We start from the raw sequence: 15,996 nt of genomic DNA, 5'->3' as shown, positions 1-15,996 counted from the left end.
TGATCAACGTCGTGAACGTCTTGCCCATGCAAGTTCGATTTGTTTCATCCGTGTTAGAGATTCCAACACAAGGTTGCGCAAGTGTCGACAAAAATCATCCATAAATAAAGTAGCTTGTTGTGATTTTCGGATCAAAACTGCATCAGTCACCAATTTAAACAGTTCAAATGATTCCTCTAGCTCGCGACGAGAGATATTTAAGGTTAAAAAATAGCTGCGGCGCATTGAGGGTAACAGCTCTCGATAGAACTTCATCAAATAAGGATTGCTTACCATTTCGTGCTGACGCGCCATACCTTGAAAGATTAAATCATAGAATTTTTCAGTATGTCCCTGACGTGTCTCTTCATGCAATTGCTGCAATAATGCCTGAATTCTTTCAGCTTCATGGCTGCGCCAGGTTTCCGCCACCCGATGCACAATTTGTCCCAATAGCAACGCGCTCATATCAAATAAAGCACGAACTTGTTGCGCAGACATTTCTGACACAACTGCACCACGGCGCGGGTAAATTTCAATCAGTTGCGTGCGTTCCAACAGCAATAATGCTTCACGCACGGAGCCACGACTGACATCGAGTTCAGCCGAAATCCGCAACTCTTGAATGCGTTCACCTTCAACCAATTCACCACGAATAATTTGCTCACTAATATGCTTCGCAATTTGTTCGGACAAACTGTCTTTTTCCTGTTGTTGCATACTCGTCCTATCTTGTTTTTATAAGATGCAATCGAAAAATTTTCACACGTCTAGATTGACCCTGTTATTTTTACTGCGTTTAATCAATTTAAAAAATGACATTGTCAGACAATTATTAAGTCTTTAAGGCCAATTTAATTTTTTTAACATGGCTCAACTGGATTAAACATTCAATCTTATCTATTGATTAACCTTACATTACATCAATAATCATTTTATTTTTATATTTAAATATAAAAAGATGCGAACAGTTTAACCGTAGCGCACCTTTAAAATCTGTTTTGATCACTTATTTTAAAAAATTAGAAATAAGTCGAAAAACCCTGATAGATAAAATATATACCTACCGTAGTTAAAAGGCAGGCAAAACATCTTTTCAGCATCGCTGGAGACAACTTATGCGCCACTTTTGCCCCAAGTTTTGCAGTAATGAAGCTCATTACACTAATGCCGATAAAGGCATAAATATGCACATAACCAATACTATGCGGTACTTCAACCGAGGTATTCGAGCCAAACCACATAAAACCTAGTGCCCCGGCAATCGCAATGGGTAAGCCACCTGCTGCAGAGGTTGCTACCGCTTTTTGGATCACCACACCATGACGGATTAAATACGGGACGGTAAGACTGCCCCCACCGATGCCGAAAATAGCCGATGCAATCCCGATGCCTCCACCTGCAAGCAGTTGCATGCCTTTAGACGGTAAATGATGCGACGGATCAACGGGTTTACTTGCACCGTTAAACATGCCATATGCGACCCAGACCGCAAAGAATCCAATCAGTAACTGTAAGCCTTGACCCGACATATAGTCAGCAATACCAGCACCTAAAAATGAGCCTAAAGCCAGACCTGGAGCTAAATTACGGAATACATTCCACATTACCGCACCGCGTTTATGATGCGCTGAGACAGAGCTTATTGAGGTCACAATAATGGTCGCCAATGAGGTACCGACGGCCAAATGCATAATGACTGAAGGATCATACTGCAGCTGCGTGAACACAATATATAAAATTGGCACAATAATCAGGCCGCCACCGACACCAAACAGTCCAGCGGCAAAACCAGCCATTGCACCAATCAATAAATATATGATTAACTCCATTATTCACATTCCACTGTTGCTTAGATTTAAATGGATTTAGAGACTCGACAACTGCAAAAAATCCTCGACGAAGCTCATCAGCTCCCTGAAGTTTTAATACTGAAACCAGTCACGACTTCAACCAATGATGATGTACGGGAAATTGCACTCAAAGGCGTTCAGAACGTTTTAGTCTGTAGTACCAGACAAACTCAAGGTCGTGGACAACGTCAACGACAATGGGTCTCCCCTGAAGGGAACATCTATTTAAGCACATTGCTGAATACGCGAACACCCATTGATGGTCGGCTTGCCCTTGAAATTGCATTAAATATTTTACAAATGCCGAGTCTGAAGAACTTGGATTTACAAGTGAAATGGCCGAATGATCTTTATAGCACCCAGGGCAAATGGGGCGGAATTCTGGTTGAACCGCTTTCCCCGCATCAGGTGATTGTCGGTGTAGGGATCAATCTTGAACCCATTCCCAAAGAAAATATTGACCAACATGCAACTTCACTCAGTGAATTGGGCTTGACCCATATTTCTCGTATTCAGCTTGTTGCAGAGTTATATATGGCGATTCAACAGGCCAGTGAATGGTTTGATCATCATTGTTATAACCTTGCTGCCCGTTTCAATCACTATGCGGCTTTCAAAAATCAGGCGGTTGAATTTGAGCATCATTCGGGGCTATGTTCAGGTACCTTTTTAGGGATTCAGGATGATGGTGCGGTCAACATTGAAACCAGCGAAGGCTTAAAACAATTTTATCAAGGGCGCTTACGCCGCTTAGAAACCTCTCTTTAGAGAAATGCAATGAAGAATTTATGGTTAGATATTGGGAATACCCGTCTAAAATATTGGATTACCGATAATAATCAAGTCATCGAACATACTGCAGAAATGCATCTACAGTCGCCTGCCGATCTACTTTTAGGTCTGATTCAGCACTTTAAAAGTTTGAACCTGAATAATGTGGGTGTCTCTTCGGTACAAGACAAGAAAAACAACGACCGTATTCAATACATCTTAAAAAGTCTTGGTATTCGAGTGGTGTTTGCTCAAGTGCAGGCTGAATATGCCGGTTTAAGTTGTGGTTATGATAATACCAGCCAACTCGGTATTGATCGCTGGTTACAGGTTTTGGCTGTCGCACGTGATCCAGAGCAAAATTATTGTGTGATTAGCTGCGGGACGGCTTTGACCATTGATCTTGTGGATGGCTTACAGCATTTGGGCGGTTATATTTTACCGAACCTGTATTTACAGCGAGATTCCCTGATTCAAAACACCAAGGGCATTAAGATTCCTGATGCAGCCTTTGATGCATTGACACCGGGACGCAATACCATAGATGCGGTACATCATGGCATTTTATTAGGGCTGGTGAGTAGCATTGAAAAGGTGCTAGAGCAATCACCTCGACAACTGATTTTAACAGGCGGTGACGCGCCTTTATTCGCCAATTTTTTACAACAATACCATCCGATTATAGAAACCGATTTATTGTTGAAAGGTCTACAGCGCTATATTCAGTATTATGCTGAAATGAGATAAGGTTGAATTGTCTGCCAGACCTCTGGCAGTTCCATACATCCTTCTGAATCAATAAAATGTCACTGACAGGGTTAAAGATATTGATCTATTGTTTAAAGATTACTGTGCCAATTTATTTGAAATTTAGCTATAGCAAAGGTTTCAGAATATCCCAAACTTGTTTAAATTCTTCAAAACCATCGCTTCGCATAAAATGCCCCGCATGCTTCACCTCTTGCATTTGGGCATTAATAAAGTGCCCTAACAGGACAGCTTTAGGTGGAGACACATAAGGATCATTGCAGGAAAACAGTAAAAACCGGGTCGCAATCTATTTTTGCAAAATGGCCATGTCTAATTTTGCCTGCCGAATAAAACCGTCCAATTCGGGCAATGCAGTTAATTTATCTTTAAAACCGGCAACCAAAATCAGCCCTTTAATTTGAGTCTGGCTGAGTGCCTGAGTTAAAAAATGCAAGCTCGCAAGACAGCCCAGACTATGCGCAACAATAATACTTTCTGGATCTAATTTTGGCATTTGCATCTGCAACGATTGTTGCCATATTTGAAAATTAGGCGCGTTTGCATCGGGTAGTATCAGACGTCTTGCAAGATGACCTGAATGTTGAACCTGTTGGCTGAGCCATGGAAACCAGTGATCATTCTGTGATTCCTGATCACCATGCACGATATAAACTTTCTTTTGATTTTGTAATGCTGACATATCTTTTCTTCTTGTTATGGACAATTTTATTATGGTTTCATTTTTATCTCATTTCATAACAATAGGTAGAGTTGTTTTGTATTTCTCATTTTAATTTTATTTAACCTACAACTTCACAAAAAATTATTTCTAAGTTTTAAAATTCCTAAATGATCTGATAAAAACAAAAAAGGCGCATAGAGCGCCTTTTTTTACGAAAAAATATAATCTTACTTCTTGTCGTTTCCACCGAACAATGGTCCCATACCGCCACCACCGCCGAATTTATTTTGCATACCACTCAATGATTTCATCATTTTTGCCATGCCTGACGGATTGGCAAATTTCTTCATCATTTTCGCCATTTGCGCATGTTGTTTAATCAGTTTATTGACTTCAACAACTTCCATACCACAACCCGCTGCAATACGTTTTTTACGGCTCGGGTTCATCAGGTCTGGATTACGGCGTTCTTTAATGGTCATCGACTGGATAATCGCTTCCATTTTTTTCACTTGCTTTTCAGGGTTCGCTTGCGCAATCGCATCTTGAATCCCTGAATTGCTCATGCCAGGCAACTTGTCCAAGAAGCCCATCATGCCGCCCATTTTATTCATTTGCTCAAATTGCATCAGCATATCTTCAAAGTTGAAGCTACCGCCTTTTTGCAATTTTTTCGCCATTTTTTCGGCTTTTTCTTTGTCGATCTTGCGTTCAACTTCTTCGACCAAAGAAAGCACGTCACCCATACCCAAGATACGTTGTGCAATACGCTCAGGATGGAATGGCTCTAGGGCATCGAGTTTTTCACCCATACCCAGGAATTTGATTGGTTTACCCGTAATGGCGCGAACCGAAAGTGCCGCACCACCGCGTGCATCGCCATCCGTTTTGGTCAGGATCACACCGGTTAAAGGCAATGCATCATTAAAGGCTTTTGCAGTATTCGCCGCATCCTGACCGGTCATGGCATCAACCACAAATAGGGTTTCAGTTGGCTTAATGGCTGCGTGAAGCGCTTTAATTTCGTCCATCATGTCGTCATCGACATGTAAACGACCTGCGGTATCGACAATCAGGACATCAGCAAACTGGATTTTTGCTTGCTCAATGGCACGATTGGCAATGGTAATTGGGTTTTCGTCAGCGCTCGATTCAAAGAAAATTGCGCCTACTTCGCCTGCAACCGTTTGTAGCTGTTTGATTGCTGCTGGACGGTAAACGTCAGCAGAAACCATGGCTACTTTTTTCTTTTGGCGTTCTTGTAAGAAACGTGCAAGTTTTGCAGCAGTGGTGGTTTTACCCGCACCTTGCAAACCTGCAAGCAGTATCACCACGGGTGGTTTTGCTGCGAGGTCGAGGCTTTCATTGGCCTCGCCCATCATTTTTGTCAGTTCGTCATGGACGATTTTTACGAATGCTTGGCCCGGTGATAACTGAGTCATCACTTCTTGGCCCAATGCCTCTTCCTTAACTTTCGCGATGAATTCACGAGTTACAGGTAACGCAACATCGGCTTCAAGAAGTGCCATACGTACTTCACGTAACGTATCTTTAATATTGTCTTCGGTTAGCTGCCCTGAGCCAGTAACATTTCTTAAACTCTGCGTGAGTCGTTCTGTTAAGGTATCAAACATTGCAAAATCCGCTTAAAATTGCCAGTTGCAAAAAAATCTTTCTTAAAATAGAAAATTTATGCATAAGATGCTATAGGATACTGTAGTTCACGTAGAATTTATATAAATGAATATTCAACATCCTGAAAAAGGTTTGACATGATCAGTCTCCCCTTGGTTTACACGATCTTAGCATTAATTTCTTATACCACATCTTTCTGGTATTTGTTTATTCACTTAATGTCAAAGCGTGATCCGAACCATTGGTTTATAGGGCTTGTACTCGGTTTAGGGGTATTGCTACATACTGTTGTTTTATATAACGATATGGTGACACCCTTAGGTGTAAATTATGACGTATTTCTGTTACTGTCATTTACATCGGGTCTGATGTTATTGTTGAGTTTAATCTTTAGTACTTACCGCCCCATTTTGGCGCTCAATTTACTGGGTGTTCCTGTTGCTGCGATCGGCCTGATTTTAGGTTTTGCCTTAAGTAAATCAAATCAGGTGATTGAAGCACACTCTTTAGGCTTGGACATTCATATTATTTTGTCTTTATCGGCCTATGCGGTTCTACTGATGGCCACCATACAAGCGGTGATTCTGTGGTTCCAAAATCGTGAATTAAAAAACAAGCAAAAAAGAATTTGGGTCAACCTACTCCCATCATTCCAAGCCATGGAATCTTTGCTGTTTGATTTAATCATTACTGGTTTTATGCTACTGACTTTGGCGCTCGGTTTTGGTTTCTTCACCATTGAGGACTTCTTCGCCCAGCACTTAGCGCATAAAACTGCCTTTAGTATTATTTCCTGGTTTGTTTATGGCTCGCTGCTGATTGGTCATTACAAACTTGGCTGGCGTGGTCAAAAAGCCATTCGCTTTACCTTGATTGGTTTTATGCTGCTGGCGATTGGTTTTATTGGTTCCAAGTTTGTACTGGAAATGATTTTAGGAAAATAAGCACCTTTTTCATTTGCTTAATCCCAGACACGGAACAATAAGCAGATAGTCCGTGCGAAATATGATAAATCATTAAAAAAGCCCGATCAGTAAGACTGGGCTTTTTAATAAAATCTAAAGCATTGATTTTAAATAAATAATAATAGTATTTATCATAACTCATATTCTATTAATTTGAGAAATTCTGAATAGGAGAGTAAAAATTTATATTAATTTAAGAAAACCCAATGATAATTAAATCTCGATGACTTTTTTAATATCCACGATGTATCAAAGAATCAAACAATGGGCTAAATCACTCAAGAAAGATATCTTGGTTGTTTGGCTTATTGCAAAAGATAAGCGAACACCCAATTTTATAAAGCTCTTAGCTCTAATTATTGCTGCGTATGCCTTATCACCCATTGATTTAATTCCAGATTTTATTCCCATCCTTGGATATTTAGACGATATTATTTTTGTCCCTTTAGGTCTTTTGCTGGTTATTAAACTTACTCCACAAAACATTATAGATGATTGTAGAGTTCTCGCTGCTACACTCGTCGAGAGACCGGTAAACCGTTGGGCAGCAGGAATCATTATCTTGATCTGGCTTGTATTTTTGGGATATCTGGCCTTGTATTTCATGAATTATCCGCTCTCTATGCTACCTATTTTTAAAGAGTGAAATTCTCTAAAAATTTCCTAATCCTTCCACCCATTTAATAGAATGTCATTTATACGAAATACAATTGAAATAATAATGCAATATCAGCAAGTTAAACTAAAATACAAAATATCAGCAGAATCCCGGCTTGCAAACAAGTCGTTTTTTTTAAATTTAAAATAAAGTCTTTTACCAAAAAAAAATGATCACTTTTTTAATGTTCCCGATGCTCTCAGCACAAAAACTATATTCAATTTTTGCGAATAAAACTGGGATAGTTTTTAGCCAGCTTTGTACGCATATGCTCACAACAATTCCGGCTCTTTGCGCCTATACGACCTGACTGCAATTTCCTATGATGGGGACATAGAGAACAGGATGTTCCAAATAACAAGAATAAGAAAGATCGCACAAGGATGGGCAGGTACGACAGGAGTTATACCAAGTGAACCAATACGAAAAACCCCAACAGGATGATCTGACCCCCAAAAGTTAGACAGTAAGTTAGGCGGTTTTTAAGGACTGATTTCTGTATTCAACAGGGGTCAGTCCTTTTAATCTAACCCAATTCAAGCAGCAAGATACTGCTTTAAGCTTAGATCAAATATTGAGCTTCTAAAAATCAATTATTTACTATTTAACTGCTGATTATGAGCCGCTTTTCCTTCAATAGGTTGTGAACTCACTGACGGCTAGTTGGCTGAAGCCGTGTTTATTGCCTTATTCATTAGACGGTTATCAGTTGCTGCAGCAACTGGTGATACGCGCCAAATCATATTCCCTACATCATCAGCGACCAAAATAGCACCTGAGGAATCAACTGCTACACCCACAGGCCGCCCAAACGCATCACCTTGATCACTTAAAAAGCCAGTCAATACATCTTGTGGTTGACCAGAAGGTTGTCCATTTTTAAACGGCACAAAAATAACTTTGTAACCGCTATGGGGTTTACGATTCCATGAGCCATGCTGACCAATCAATGCACCACCGCGGTATTGTAGCATTAGTTCGGCAGTATAAAATGTCAAACCTAATGATGCCGTATGGTTACCCAATGCATAATCAGGTGGAATCGCGCGAGCGACCAGCTCAGGGTTTTGCGGTTTCACCCGGGTGTCTACATGTTGACCATAATAACTATAGGGCCAGCCATAAAAAACCCCGTCTTTGACTGAGGTCAAGTAATCAGGCACCAAGTCATTGCCAATTTCATCGCGCTCATTCACCACCGTCCATAGCGTGCCACTCTGCGGCTGCCAGTCCATCCCATTTGGGTTACGGAGGCCGGTCGCAAATTGGCGTGCTTTGCTACTTGCAATATCAAATTCCATAATCAGTGCGCGACCCGCTTCTTGATCTAATCCATTTTCAGCCACGTTACTGTTTGAACCCACCGTAATATAGAGTTTTGTGCCCGTAGGGTTGGCAATCACATTTTTGGTCCAGTGGTGGTTTAAAGTGCCACCTGGTAAATCCAGTACTTTGGCGCCGCTTGAAGTAATTTGAGTAGCACCAGTTTGGTAAGGAAAGCGCATGAGGGAGTCGGTATTGGCCACATACAGCGTATTGCCGACCAGTGCCATGCCAAATGGAGAATTGAGATTTTGTAAAAATACGGTTTTTTGGTCAGCCACCCCATCGCCATTGCTATCACGGAGCAAGCTAATGCGATTGGCACTTGGATGTGATGATCCTGCACGCTTCATCACCAGTTTCATGATTTTGCCTTTAATGCCCTTGCTGTCATCTGGCTTAGGGGGGGGCATCGGTTTCAGCCACCAGCACATCCCCATTAGGCAACACATACAACCAACGCGGATGCTGAAGTTCTTTTGCAAATGCTTGTACTTTTAAACCCGCAGCAGCTGTTGGCATAGTCCCTGCAGGCCAGCCTTTAGCCGGGGCAATATTCACCGTAGGGAACAAACTGGATTTGGGTTCAGGCAGATGAGGTTGGGGACCATAGCTGTCTGTAATTTGGGACTTCGAGGGTGACGCACATCCTGTTACTGCCAATAAGATGGCAGAGCCCGCTATGGGAAGTAAAATGGGCAGTAAAAATCGAGCAGACATCTTTTCTCTCCTTATTTTTATTGCAATAGCCCTACCTTACTGTCACCTATAAATCTCAAACTTGCTTGAGTCTTTTAGTAAAAAATAATAACCAATGATGATGTTTTTGAGTTTTATTATTAATATTTCATTTAACATAAATCTCTTATCCCAAAAATAAATCCTTAAATCGCCAGAGTAGATAGTTTCAATTTAAGGCCTAAGCTAGACATCCCCTCTAAAAAAACGTATAACCCTGTTTTTCTTTATACAGGTCTGACACTTTGAAACTTGTTCTTGCGCCCATGGAAGGCTTAACCGATCCTATTATGCGTGATGTATTGACGCATGTCGGCAGCTTTGACTGGTGTGTAACCGAGTTCATTCGTGTAACCGACTCTGTCCTGCCCGACCATGTCTATCATAATTACTGTCCTGAATTACTGAATGATGGAAAAACTGCAGCTGGAACACCGGTACATGTCCAGTTTTTAGGAAATAATCCTGAAATGCTGGCTGCGAATGCCATTCGTGCGGTGGAACTGGGCGCCCCTGCCATTGATATGAACTTTGGTTGTCCTGCAAAAACGGTAAACCGGCATCGTGGCGGCTCAGTGCTGCTAGATGAACCGGAAGTGGTACACATGTTGGTCAAAGCCGTGCGTGATGCCGTGCCCAGTCATATTCCGGTATCTGCCAAAATGCGTCTAGGCTATATGGACCGTAACTTTACCCTGGAAAATGCCCACGCCATTGAAGATGCCGGTGCAGCTTGGGTTACCGTCCATGCCCGAACCAAAGCTGAAGGCTATACTCCACCTGCATTTTGGGATCAGTTACAACCGATTCGTGAAGCACTGAACATTAATGTCATCGCCAATGGTGAAATTTGGACCAATGCTGATGCTAAACAATGCCGCTTGGAATCTGGTTGTGAAGACTTGATGATTGGTCGAGCTGCTGTGACCACACCCGATATCACGCAATGTATCCGCAAAAACACCGATGAGCCCATCATTACTTGGGATGAGCTTTTAGATTTACAGATCCGTTTCTTAAATGGACCCTATAAAAAAGAAATCAATATGGTGGGACGCTATAAGCAGTGGCTAGGCATGATGTCTAAACATTATCCTGAAGCAAAAGAATTGTGGAATGAAGTCAAACGCATCAAAGCTTTGATTGAAATTATTGAAAAATTAAATGTCTTAAAGCATTAATAAAAAAGCCTTTGAATGTTCAAAGGCTTTTTTATTTAACTACGTTCTTGACGCTGTTTTAAATTTTCCACATGTATTCGATTGGTTTTCCAAGACTTGTCTAATACTTCTTTTTCGATCCGTAATTGAATCCGTTTTAATTTCATCGCGGGGATGACATCCTCTTTAAAGTTTTTCACATAATCCACCCATGCCGTACCACGAAATACATTGGCTGGCATTTCTGTTTTAAATTCGCAATCCGGCATAAATACAACGATTGAATGCAAATATTCAGGCGTAATAATATCCGAGAGTACCTGTTCTAAAACTTTTTGGTGTTTATAATTTTGATGGAGCGGATTTTGAAATTTATAGCTGTTTTTAAATATTTTCTGCGTCCACATTTTCTGGCGTTCACTACCAAAAATCCAGCCTTTATAATTTTTGGTTTCAATAATAAAGATGCCATAAGGACTCAATAAAATATGATCGATTTGGGTCGTTCCCGCTTGTTCATCTGGCAAAGTACAATCATTTAATAGAATATATTGAGGGTCTTTCAAATAGAGTTTAACGTGTAAAGCTACCGCGAACTCCCCAACTTTTCCTTTAATAAATGGCTTAAAGGCTTTGATGATCGCTATCACGACAAAAGCAAGAATGATCCACCAAAAGCTCGACCCAAGTTGCGCAAATATCTGACTCAACATTTTATTGATCTTTATTTTTAATAAGATCTTATAATTTAATCAATTTTCTCTAGTTTTAATAGAATATCTTTATTTTCCAGTCCACCGGCAAAACCCACCAGTTTGCCGTTTGCACCCACTACGCGATGGCACGGTGCAATAATTGAAATTGGATTTTTGCCATTCGCCGCCCCTACTGCACGAACTGCTTTCACATTGCCAATCTGCTCGGCAATATCGCGGTAACTTCGGGTTTCGCCAAATGGAATGGTCAACAAAGCTTGCCAGACTTTTTGCTGAAACTCGGTGCCTTCAAAATCTAAAGGCAAATCAAATTGCTGTCTTTTTCCTGCAAAATATTCAGTTAACTGCTTTTGGGTTTCCAATAAAATTGGATGATGCGTTTGTTCGATCAATTCGGCTAAACGGACACGTTTGGGATTTTCATTTTCCCAAAGCACCGCGACTAAAGCCGTTTCATGGGCGACCAGTTTTAAAGTACCGACAGGAGAAGCCATTTCCATAAAAGCCAGTTTCATTGTCTTCTCCTGCAGTGAAATAAATGCTCCAGATTTTATGATGATGACAGTTTCATCAACACTAATCCAGAAATAATCAGGACGGCTGCCAGCATACGCATTGCTGACGCTGGCTCACCTAAAATAAAGATTCCGACCAAGAACGAACCGACTGCGCCAATCCCGGTCCAGATGGTATAGGCTGTACCCAGTGGCAAAGTTCGCATGGCATAAGCCAACAAGCCAAAACTCAAGATCATGAAAACCAAGGTAATAATACTGGGCGTTAAACGTGTGAAACCTTCTGAAAGTTTCATTGCATAGGCCCATACAATTTCAAAAAGACCCGCTAAAATTAAAACCAGCCAAGCCATGACGACTATGCTCCACTTGATCAGAGTCAGGTCGTCCTGACGAATTGTCTTGGTATGCATATCAATGAGATTGCACCAAGGGAGGTCGTTCCTCCTTTAATGCATTATTATATAAATGATTGCTTTAAATTGGTGCGAATTTTACATTTTTTGACCAACTTATCGCGCTAAAAATGCCCAAATAAAAATACGACTGGTGCTCACCAATCGTATTTTTTAGATCACAAGACTCATCTAAAATTTAAAACGAATACCTGCGCCATAGAGCCATTCATTTTCAGAAGATGATTGTTTCTGCCAAGCGGTTTCTTCATTCCCCTTGTTATAGCCATATGCAACATCGACAAAAGGCATGACCTTTTTATTTATTTCATATCGCGTTTCCAGACCCAGTTGCGCGGTATTCAAACCCGACTTTTTAGCATAGTTTGAGTCATCACTGAAAATGACATTCAAATCCAGATAAGGTTTAACAATCAGTTTCTGGGTCAATAGCAAATCACGCTCAGTTTCCAACGTGAATGACACTTGTTGATCCTGCCCCACAAATAAATAGGCATTGGTTTCAAAGAAATACGGCGCCAATCCATGTACCCCAATGACGGCATCGACTTGATCCTGATCCACTTCACGATTCTGGTCATTCCGATAGCGTAAACCGGCCTGCACATCCCAGAAATCGGCAACATTGCGACTGTACAATACTTTGGCATCGTACTCGGCTTGCTGTGACTCAGCCCGATCTGCATGGACTTTAATAAAAATCTTGTTTTCATCTGTGCCGATTCGGGTTTCCAGTTTCGACTTTAAAACACCTTCGCCATCGTTATTGCGCAGCCATTTACTTTCAACCGTGGTTTGCTGATAAATCTGGCCACCATGCTCTTTGATATGTGCAGCAGAATCCGCTTCATCTGAACTGGATTGCTCCTGCTGTACCGGTTGCATCAGTTTTTCTTTAACCGCAGTCGTTGCTACTGCTGACTCTGTTTGATGTTGTGAATGATCATCATGCACTTCAGTAGATTGTCCAGACTGCTGTGGCATCGGCATAGAATACTGCTGATCCTGGGCAAAACTCTGTCCACTCAACAACAGTAATGAGGCACTCAATGTGCTTATAGCAAATAGATTAATGATGCGCATGTGAGTCTCCTTGCTTTGCTGGGCTTGAAGTCGATGGTGTTGGTGCTTGATTTCCATCTACATTTGCTACAACCAGTTTGCTCATCATCCCAGATGACATGTGATACAGCAGATGGCAATGAATCGCCCATTCCCCCAACTCATCTGCAGTGAGCAGCGCAGTGACTGTCTTACCCGGTGGCACAATCAAGGTGTGTTTATTCGGCATATTGGCGCTAGTTTGCCCATTTTCCAGTTGCATAAACATGCCATGCAAATGCATCGGATGCGCCATCATGCTGTCATTGATAAATTTCAAACGGATACGTTCGCCATATTTGACCTGTAACGGTTCAACTTCGGTAAATTTCTTGCCGTTGATGGTCCAGATATAGCGCTCCATGTTGCCTCCCAAACGCACTTCCAGTTCGCGTTCTGCCGGACGAGTATCCGGTTGCGGGTTTAATGATTCCAAATCGCTATATTGCAGTGCCTTATGCCCTGCGGGTGTGGAGGCATTTGCCCAGCCATAAACCACTTGGGTATTTTCATTTAAGGATGGTTTCGCCGAGGTATGTGCAGAATGATTCATTCCCTGTTGTGGTTCTGAATCAGACTTTGCTTGATGTTGTGAATGGTCATTCGTCTTGGTGTGGTTCATTTGCGAATAATCCATCGTCGCTGAATCATGTTTCATCTTGGAATGATCCATCTTTGAATGATCAGTGGCTTGATGATTCATTTGACTTGAACTTTGTGGATGAGCACTTTCTCGAGTGGTATTCATCTGATCATGATTCATATCAGCATGATCACTTGATGATGAACCATGTCCCATATCTTCCATCGTCAGCAAGGCACGTGGACGTGGTTTAGGCATATGAATCGCATGCATCACTGGAGAATTTTCATTATGCAAGGTACCAATCGCAAAACCGCTGCGGTCGATCGACTCGGCTTCAATTTGATAATGATTGGCTTTCGGCTCAACTACAACATCATAAGTTTCTGCAGTACCGATTCGAAACTCATCGACCGGCACAGGTTTAACTGGCTGCCCGTCAGCACTGACTACAGTCATTTTCAAGTTGGGAATACTGACATCATAAAATGACATGGCAGAAGCATTAATAAAACGTAACCGGACTTTTTCATTCGGCTTAAACATGCCAGTCCAATTTTGTTCCGGGGTTTTTCCATTGATCAGAAAGGTATAACCAGTGACATCAGACAAATCGGTTTTCAGCATGCGCATTTGATTCCACATGCCACGATCTTGCCAGATACTTTTGAGTCCATCACGTTTGACCTGCTTCCAAACATCCGACAAAGTTTCACGCTGATTTTGATAGTACTCTGCTGACTTTTTCAGGTTCTTCTGGATTTGATCACTGCCGGATGGATGAAAATCGGACAGCATCACCACATAATCACGATCGGTTTTTTCGTGCACTGCTACCGGCTTTTTCCCTTTAGGATAAATCACTAGGGCGCCATACAGTCCATCCTGTTCCTGTCCTTTGGAGTGTGCGTGATACCAATAGGTTCCGTTTTGACGTACCTTGAAACGATAGACAAAATCCGTCTGTGGTTTAATGCCCTTGAACTGGTTAAAACCCGGTACGCCATCCATTAAGCCCGGCAACAATACCCCATGCCAGTGAATGGAAGAATCCTGATTTTTAAGCTTGTTATGCACATGAATGATGGCGTCATCACCCTCTTCAAATTCCAGAAGCGGTGCTGGAAACTGACCATTGACCGTGATGCGTTTTAAGGGTTTTCCGGTGATATTCACCATCTGTTCATCAATGTTCAAATGATATTCTTTGACCGCAGCAAATGCCCACGATGATGACACTAAACACACCCCGACTAAGAGGCTTTGAGTTAATTTAATCGACATGACTTAACCTGTAATTTAAAAATAAAAATGTTTTTTAAATCAAAATTAAGCTTTAGGAGGACGTAAGATTTGTTGCCAGAAGCCGGTTAAATGCTGGGCTGAATAATCAAAATTGCGCTGTAGATGTTCTTGAGCTTCTTCTAAATGCACTAAATCGGATATTTGTGAATCCAGCCAGACCGTTAAACTCTGACAGTGCAAGTGTACGCAATCATTACAGCTAAAATGCTGTTGCTGATCCGTCATGGTCTGATGACAATCTTGATCATGCGCTGCTTTTACATGTTCTGAAGAATGTTGCATATGAGGTTCAACACTCACTGAATCATAGCAACCAGACATTGCCGTTATTTCTGCATTGGGATGATAATCAACATTCGCTTCATTCATCATTTGCTGATGCATAGGTTTTACGGATGCAAAGGCAACACTACTCCACCCGATGGCAAAAACCATCAGGAACACAAACCAAGCCTGTTTGCGTAATGAAGTCAGCAAAGAATGATCCTTTAACCCGTCTAGAATAAAATATAAATCATTTTACTTTGATTTAGATCTAACAACATAACCAAGAACAAAGTTATACACAATTGTTTAAATTTATACTCAACAATGCATCATTCGCTCTTTTTATGCCTATTAAAACAATAAAGTTATTTTTTAAACAGGCTTATTTATAAGCATAGGTTAATAAACAACCATATCTTTTAATACCTTAATCCATTAAAAAAGGACTCGATTGAGCACTGCTGTCCCATAGTTTGATTTAAATAAAAAAACCTGAGTCCGAACAGTTAAAATATGAGTGCAAACAAACACTTTAACGACCAGGATTCAGGTTTTGTCACATCAGAATACCGTATTTCA

The 15,996-nt window shown here is 41.2% G+C and carries 15 protein-coding genes and 2 pseudogenes; 5 read left to right on the top strand and 12 right to left on the bottom strand.

The window, feature by feature from the left end; all coding sequences use genetic code 11:
* Positions 1 to 3 precede the first annotated feature (3 nt).
* A complete protein-coding gene (locus HLH16_RS14370) occupies positions 4 to 699 on the bottom strand; it encodes a GntR family transcriptional regulator (RefSeq protein WP_131289459.1) in 696 nt (231 codons plus the stop codon).
* Between the two features lie 302 nt (positions 700 to 1,001).
* Positions 1,002 to 1,811 carry a sulfite exporter TauE/SafE family protein gene (locus tag HLH16_RS14365; RefSeq protein WP_131289461.1) on the bottom strand — a complete coding sequence of 270 codons (810 nt, stop codon included), beginning with the start codon at positions 1,809 to 1,811 and terminating at the stop codon, positions 1,002 to 1,004.
* Between the two features lie 30 nt (positions 1,812 to 1,841).
* On the opposite strand from HLH16_RS14365, the gene HLH16_RS14360 reads away from it, so the two are divergent.
* Together HLH16_RS14360 and HLH16_RS14355 are read left to right on the top strand one after the other, a co-directional pair.
* A complete protein-coding gene (locus tag HLH16_RS14360; RefSeq protein WP_131289463.1) occupies positions 1,842 to 2,600 on the top strand; it encodes a biotin--[acetyl-CoA-carboxylase] ligase in 759 nt (252 codons plus the stop codon).
* Between the two features lie 9 nt (positions 2,601 to 2,609).
* Positions 2,610 to 3,350, top strand: a complete 741-nt coding sequence (locus tag HLH16_RS14355; protein WP_131289465.1) for a type III pantothenate kinase — start codon at positions 2,610 to 2,612, stop codon at positions 3,348 to 3,350.
* A gap of 127 nt (positions 3,351 to 3,477) precedes the next feature.
* Here the strand turns inward: HLH16_RS14355 and HLH16_RS14350 are convergent.
* Both HLH16_RS14350 and ffh read right to left on the bottom strand, forming a co-directional pair.
* Positions 3,478 to 4,053: pseudogene (locus HLH16_RS14350) on the bottom strand (RBBP9/YdeN family alpha/beta hydrolase).
* A 209-nt stretch (positions 4,054 to 4,262) separates the two neighbouring features.
* Positions 4,263 to 5,669: a signal recognition particle protein gene (ffh, locus tag HLH16_RS14345; RefSeq protein WP_131289467.1), complete on the bottom strand. Its 1,407-nt coding sequence runs from the start codon at positions 5,667 to 5,669 to the stop codon at positions 4,263 to 4,265.
* A 138-nt stretch (positions 5,670 to 5,807) separates the two neighbouring features.
* On the opposite strand from ffh, the gene HLH16_RS14340 reads away from it, so the two are divergent.
* Together HLH16_RS14340 and HLH16_RS14335 are read left to right on the top strand one after the other, a co-directional pair.
* Positions 5,808 to 6,614: a cytochrome C assembly family protein gene (locus HLH16_RS14340; protein ID WP_131289469.1), complete on the top strand. Its 807-nt coding sequence runs from the start codon at positions 5,808 to 5,810 to the stop codon at positions 6,612 to 6,614.
* Positions 6,615 to 6,879: 265 nt separating this feature from the next.
* Positions 6,880 to 7,281 carry a YkvA family protein gene (locus HLH16_RS14335; protein ID WP_131289477.1) on the top strand — a complete coding sequence of 134 codons (402 nt, stop codon included), beginning with the start codon at positions 6,880 to 6,882 and terminating at the stop codon, positions 7,279 to 7,281.
* Positions 7,282 to 7,764: 483 nt separating this feature from the next.
* On the opposite strand, the gene HLH16_RS15970 is transcribed toward HLH16_RS14335, so the two are convergent.
* Together HLH16_RS15970 and HLH16_RS14325 are read right to left on the bottom strand one after the other, a co-directional pair.
* Entirely contained in the window at positions 7,765 to 7,833 is a 69-nt protein-coding gene (locus HLH16_RS15970; protein ID WP_171529859.1) for an IS3 family transposase, read from the bottom strand.
* Positions 7,834 to 7,952: 119 nt separating this feature from the next.
* Positions 7,953 to 9,336 (bottom strand): annotated as a pseudogene (locus HLH16_RS14325) (PQQ-dependent sugar dehydrogenase).
* A 263-nt stretch (positions 9,337 to 9,599) separates the two neighbouring features.
* On the opposite strand from HLH16_RS14325, the gene HLH16_RS14320 reads away from it, so the two are divergent.
* Positions 9,600 to 10,535 (top strand): tRNA dihydrouridine synthase, encoded by a 936-nt coding sequence (locus tag HLH16_RS14320; RefSeq protein WP_213073374.1) that lies wholly within the window; start codon positions 9,600 to 9,602, stop codon positions 10,533 to 10,535.
* A gap of 35 nt (positions 10,536 to 10,570) precedes the next feature.
* Here HLH16_RS14320 and HLH16_RS14315 read toward each other — a convergent pair whose 3' ends face one another.
* The 6 genes from HLH16_RS14315 to HLH16_RS14290 all read right to left on the bottom strand — a co-directional run bounded on the left by HLH16_RS14315 (position 10,571) and on the right by HLH16_RS14290 (position 15,627).
* The gene (locus HLH16_RS14315) at positions 10,571 to 11,227 is read right to left on the bottom strand and encodes a nuclease-related domain-containing protein (RefSeq protein ID WP_131291807.1); all 657 of its coding nucleotides are present in this window, start codon (positions 11,225 to 11,227) and stop codon (positions 10,571 to 10,573) included.
* 35 nt (positions 11,228 to 11,262) lie between these two features.
* The gene (locus HLH16_RS14310) at positions 11,263 to 11,745 is read right to left on the bottom strand and encodes a methylated-DNA--[protein]-cysteine S-methyltransferase (protein ID WP_131291809.1); all 483 of its coding nucleotides are present in this window, start codon (positions 11,743 to 11,745) and stop codon (positions 11,263 to 11,265) included.
* A 35-nt stretch (positions 11,746 to 11,780) separates the two neighbouring features.
* Entirely contained in the window at positions 11,781 to 12,098 is a 318-nt protein-coding gene (gene sugE, locus HLH16_RS14305; protein ID WP_131291857.1) for a quaternary ammonium compound efflux SMR transporter SugE, read from the bottom strand.
* Between the two features lie 234 nt (positions 12,099 to 12,332).
* The gene (locus HLH16_RS14300; RefSeq protein WP_171529846.1) at positions 12,333 to 13,244 is read right to left on the bottom strand and encodes a copper resistance protein B; all 912 of its coding nucleotides are present in this window, start codon (positions 13,242 to 13,244) and stop codon (positions 12,333 to 12,335) included.
* Entirely contained in the window at positions 13,231 to 15,129 is a 1,899-nt protein-coding gene (locus tag HLH16_RS14295) for a copper resistance system multicopper oxidase (protein WP_171529845.1), read from the bottom strand. Before HLH16_RS14295 ends, HLH16_RS14300 begins: the two co-directional genes overlap by 14 nt.
* Before the next feature lie 45 nt (positions 15,130 to 15,174).
* The gene (locus HLH16_RS14290; protein WP_171529844.1) at positions 15,175 to 15,627 is read right to left on the bottom strand and encodes a hypothetical protein; all 453 of its coding nucleotides are present in this window, start codon (positions 15,625 to 15,627) and stop codon (positions 15,175 to 15,177) included.
* Between the last annotated feature and the right edge of the window lie 369 nt (positions 15,628 to 15,996).

Source organism: Acinetobacter sp. ANC 5378 (genome assembly GCF_013004315.1).
Taxonomy (GTDB): domain Bacteria; phylum Pseudomonadota; class Gammaproteobacteria; order Pseudomonadales; family Moraxellaceae; genus Acinetobacter.
This window is presented reverse-complemented; position numbering and strand designations above follow the sequence as displayed.

Excerpts from the sequence above, each read along its gene's own strand:
- HLH16_RS14370 (WP_131289459.1), bottom strand. The coding sequence starts at position 699 with ATGCAACAACAGGAAAAAGACAGTTTGTCCGAACAAATTGCGAAGCAT.
- HLH16_RS14365 (WP_131289461.1), bottom strand. The coding sequence starts at position 1,811 with ATGGAGTTAATCATATATTTATTGATTGGTGCAATGGCTGGTTTTGCC.
- HLH16_RS14360 (WP_131289463.1), top strand. The coding sequence starts at position 1,842 with ATGGATTTAGAGACTCGACAACTGCAAAAAATCCTCGACGAAGCTCAT.
- HLH16_RS14355 (WP_131289465.1), top strand. The coding sequence starts at position 2,610 with ATGAAGAATTTATGGTTAGATATTGGGAATACCCGTCTAAAATATTGG.
- ffh (WP_131289467.1), bottom strand. The coding sequence starts at position 5,669 with ATGTTTGATACCTTAACAGAACGACTCACGCAGAGTTTAAGAAATGTT.
- HLH16_RS14340 (WP_131289469.1), top strand. The coding sequence starts at position 5,808 with ATGATCAGTCTCCCCTTGGTTTACACGATCTTAGCATTAATTTCTTAT.
- HLH16_RS14335 (WP_131289477.1), top strand. The coding sequence starts at position 6,880 with ATGTATCAAAGAATCAAACAATGGGCTAAATCACTCAAGAAAGATATC.
- HLH16_RS14315 (WP_131291807.1), bottom strand. The coding sequence starts at position 11,227 with ATGTTGAGTCAGATATTTGCGCAACTTGGGTCGAGCTTTTGGTGGATC.
- HLH16_RS14310 (WP_131291809.1), bottom strand. The coding sequence starts at position 11,745 with ATGAAACTGGCTTTTATGGAAATGGCTTCTCCTGTCGGTACTTTAAAA.
- sugE (WP_131291857.1), bottom strand. The coding sequence starts at position 12,098 with ATGGCTTGGCTGGTTTTAATTTTAGCGGGTCTTTTTGAAATTGTATGG.
- HLH16_RS14300 (WP_171529846.1), bottom strand. The coding sequence starts at position 13,244 with ATGCGCATCATTAATCTATTTGCTATAAGCACATTGAGTGCCTCATTA.
- HLH16_RS14295 (WP_171529845.1), bottom strand. The coding sequence starts at position 15,129 with ATGTCGATTAAATTAACTCAAAGCCTCTTAGTCGGGGTGTGTTTAGTG.